Below are 3,708 nucleotides of genomic sequence, written 5' to 3' on the forward strand. Positions count from 1 at the left end.
GTCGACAGTGCCTTCGCGACCTCGAGCGCCTTCAGTTCGGTCAGCGCCAGTTCGGTCGCGGCGTTGCGGTGCGCCTTGTCCTTGAGGTTGGTGAATTCCAGCACTTCGGTGATCTTGCGCTCGTCGACCTGGCCGGTGCCGAAGCGCTGCGCGACGATGAGGTTTTCGCGCACCGTCAGCTCATGCATCGGCTGCGGGATCTGGAAGGTGCGTCCGATACCCATGCGCGCCCGCTTGTGCAACGGCGCGTGCAGGACGTCGACCGAGTCGAAGATGATGCGCCCGCCCGACGGCCGGACGAGGCCGGACACCGCGTTGAACAGCGTCGTCTTGCCGGCGCCGTTGGGGCCGACCAGGCCCACGACCTCGTGGGTGCCGACCGACAGGGTGACGGTGTTGACCGCCGTCAGGCCGCCAAAACGGACCGAAACGTCTTCAAGCCGCAGCATGTTTCCTCCCGAAGCCCTTGCGCAGCAGCGGAATCAGGCCGCCGGGGCTGAAGATGATCATCGCCACCAGCAACGCACCGAGGATCAGCTGGTGACCGGAGGGGATAAGGTTCTTGAACACGAGCTGGTCGACCAGATACACCGTCACCGCCCCGGCCAGCGGGCCGACGATGGTGCGGTAGCCGCCGAAGATCGCCGCGACGATCGGCAGCGTGACCCACAGGCCGCTGAACGCGTAGTCCGGCTCGAGGAAGTTGATGTAATGCACGTTGAACGCGCCGACCACGCCGGTCATGAAGGCCGACACGAACAGCATCACGGCCTTCAGCAGCGTGCTGTTGACGCCGACCACGCGCGTGGCGTCCTCGCTGTCGTGCATCGCGCGCAGCGCGATGCCGTAGTGGCTCGCGCGGATCGCCCGGTAGGCGGCAACGAACGCCAGCAGCACGGTCAGGATGATCAGGTAGCTGCCGATCTTGCCGCTGAAGTCGAAGCCCATCAGTTCGGGAAAGCGCGGCACGCTCGCCAGTCCCGCCGAGCCGCCGGTCACCGAGCTCCACTCGGTCGCGATGATCTTGAAGATGTGCGCATAGGCGAGGATCGCGAGCGCGAAATACGGGCCTTTCAGGCGCAGCACCGGCAGCATCACCAGCGAGGCGAGCACCGCACCGGCGCCGCCGAGCAACATCGCCGCCAGCACCGGTACGCCGGCCTTCATCGTCAGCAGCGCCGAGACGTAGGCGCCGACGCCGAAGAACGCGGAGTGACCGAAACTCACCATGCCGCCGAGGTTCCCCAGCAGCGCCCACGCGAGCGCGATGCCGCCGATGATCATCGCGGCGACGACCAGGCTCATGACGTAGTTGTTGCTGCCGAGCAGCAGCGGCACGGCGATGTACGCAGCAGCGATCAGCGCGAGACCTGTCCTGGACATTTTCATCCCCTTCTCCCCGCAGCACCGAACAGCCCGTTGGGCATCACGAACAGCACCATTAGGAACAGCGCCATGCCGGCGAGCTCCTGCAACGCCGAACTCGCGAGCGTGACCGTGAGCGCCTCGGCGACGCCGAGCAGCAATGCGCCGACCAGCACGCCCGGAATCGAGCCTATGCCGGCGAGCACCGTGATGATGAAGGCCTTGACCGTGAGCACGTGGCCGAAGGCTGGCTGGATCACGCCGTAGCTGAAGATCGCGACCCCGGCGAAGGCGGCGAGGATGCCGGCGACGACGAAGGAGACGATCTCGGTGGCGCGCGGGTTGATGCCCATCAGCTTGGCGGCATCGCGATTGCTGGACACGGCGCGCACGGCACGCCCGTACCAGCTGCGCGACAGCCACCACCACAGCGCGCCCATCAGCACGATGCTGACGGCGAAGAACAGCAGTTCGCTGCGCATGCTGTAGAACGGCCCGACGACGAACGCATCCTGCATCCACGCCGAGGAGGTCGAGCGCACATCGGCCGACCAGATCAGCAGCACGGCATTGGTCAGGATGATGCCGACACCGTAGGTCAGAATCAGCGAGTTGAGTTCGCGGTCCTTTCTGATCAGGCTGATCAGGAAATACACCACGACCGCGCAGAGGCACACCAGCACCAGCGCCACGGGAATGGCGAGGACCGGGCTCAGGCCGAGCTTAGCCTCGACCGTGTGGGCCATGTAGGCGGCCAGCAGCACGAATTCCCCGTGCGCCAGATTGATCACCTTCATGGTCCCGAAGACGAGCGCAAGTCCGAGGGCGATCAGGGCGTACGAGCCGCCCTGGAGCACGCCCGAATACAGCGCCTGCAGGATGAGGTCCAACATTTTGGGATGAACTCCGGAGGATTCGTCGGGCGCGGACGGAAGGCGGCGCAGCGTCGCGCCTGCCGTCCGCGGGAGAAGGTGCGGCTTACCAGGGCACCCCGGGGAAACTCATCTTCCCGGTGGCCGCGTCGCTCGGCCACACGATGGCGATCTTGCCGTTCTGGTGCTGCCCCATGCGATGGACGAAATTGACGTTGTCGCCCTTGTCGTTGAACTGCACGCGGCCGATCAGCGTCTCGCGATCCGTCCTGGCGAGCTCCTGGACGACGCCGCCTTTCTTGAGCGTGCCCTTGTCGGCGGCGCGCGCGATGGCCTCGAACAGGATCATCGACTGCACGTAGCCGAACTGGCCGAGGTAGTCGGGTTCCTTGTTGTAGAGCTTCTTGTAGGTGTCGGCGAAGAGCTTGCCGTCGGCGGTCTTGAACTCCGCCGGGAAGGGCAGCAGCGCCGTGCCATACACCGATGGCATCAGGTCGGGGAAGTCTGCGACCATCTTGGGCGTCGCCAGCGACCACACGCCGATCATCGCCTTGACGTCGGGCTTGAGCACCTTGGCGGCACGCAGGATGCCGACGTAGTCGTTCTCATAGCCGGCCATCAGGATCACTTCGGACTTGTCCTGCAGCCGGATCTTGTTGATGATCGGCTTGAAGTCGGTGATCGCCGGGTCGAACGCATGCATGCCGACGGTCATGCCCTTTGCCGCGAGTTCCTTCTGCACGTCCTTCGCGAGGTCAGCGGTCGCCTCCTTGGTCGAATAGATGACCGACGCCGACTTGACCTTCATGTCGTCCAGCAGGCCTACCATCGCCTTGCGGTAACCGGCGGTGTTGTTGATGCGGAAGAAGGTCTTGATGCCGCGCTCGGTCAGGCTGTCGTCGACGCCACCCGAGGTGATGTAGGGCAGGCCGAGCTTGTTCGCGGCGTCGGAGGCCGGGCCGATGTTATTCGACCCGTAGCCGCCGGTGATCGCGACGACGCCCTGCCCGGCAAGCTTCTCGACTGCGGCGATGGCCTTGGCGGGGGCCGATTCGTCGTCGGCGGTGATGACCTTGATGGTGTGCTTGCCGTTGGTCTTGTTGAACACCTCGACCGCGACCGAGATGCCCTCGTTCATGCCCGCACCGACGCGCGCCAGCGAGCCGGTCAGCGGGATCTCCGCGCCGACGAGGAGTTCCTCGGCGGACGCGACGCCCGCGGTCAGTGACAAGGCCAACGCGGCCAGCCCGAGTTTGCTCCGAATGATGCAGTTGCAGTCCATTTTCATCCTCCTCCATTCATTGATCGGGGTCCGCACCCGGCTCCCGTCTTCCCGCGAAAACCGGCGCACCTCAGCGCGGTCTTCCATCCTTTACTGTCTTGTCCTGTACCCTTGCGCGATACGTGTCCTGCGCCTGCTGCTTGAGCTGCCCTTTCAGGATCTTTCCGGTCGCCGCCGCCGGCATCGCCT

The 3,708-nt window shown here is 65.2% G+C and carries 4 protein-coding genes; all 4 read right to left on the bottom strand.

The genetic code is table 11. The annotated features are described in order from the left end of the window. Positions 1-449: ATP-binding cassette domain-containing protein (locus GO615_RS27270; protein WP_169132987.1), on the bottom strand; the 449-nt coding region annotated here is incomplete at its 3' end. Beyond that, the gene (locus GO615_RS27275; protein ID WP_246262506.1) at positions 436-1,383 is read right to left on the bottom strand and encodes a branched-chain amino acid ABC transporter permease; all 948 of its coding nucleotides are present in this window, start codon (positions 1,381-1,383) and stop codon (positions 436-438) included. The genes GO615_RS27275 and GO615_RS27270, both read right to left, overlap by 14 nt. Before the next feature lie 2 nt (positions 1,384-1,385). Beyond that, the gene (locus GO615_RS27280; RefSeq protein WP_169132989.1) at positions 1,386-2,258 is read right to left on the bottom strand and encodes a branched-chain amino acid ABC transporter permease; all 873 of its coding nucleotides are present in this window, start codon (positions 2,256-2,258) and stop codon (positions 1,386-1,388) included. Between the two features lie 85 nt (positions 2,259-2,343). Continuing rightward, the gene (locus GO615_RS27285) at positions 2,344-3,519 is read right to left on the bottom strand and encodes an ABC transporter substrate-binding protein (protein WP_169132990.1); all 1,176 of its coding nucleotides are present in this window, start codon (positions 3,517-3,519) and stop codon (positions 2,344-2,346) included. Between the last annotated feature and the right edge of the window lie 189 nt (positions 3,520-3,708).

Origin of the sequence: Aromatoleum evansii (genome assembly GCF_012910805.1) — a bacterium.
In the GTDB taxonomy this organism is placed as follows: Bacteria; Pseudomonadota; Gammaproteobacteria; order Burkholderiales; family Rhodocyclaceae; genus Aromatoleum; species Aromatoleum evansii.

Coding starts and splice junctions, on each gene's coding strand:
- GO615_RS27285 (WP_169132990.1), bottom strand. CDS start 3,519: ATGGACTGCAACTGCATCATTCGGAGCAAACTCGGGCTGGCCGCGTTG.
- GO615_RS27275 (WP_246262506.1), bottom strand. CDS start 1,383: ATGTCCAGGACAGGTCTCGCGCTGATCGCTGCTGCGTACATCGCCGTG.
- GO615_RS27280 (WP_169132989.1), bottom strand. CDS start 2,258: ATGTTGGACCTCATCCTGCAGGCGCTGTATTCGGGCGTGCTCCAGGGC.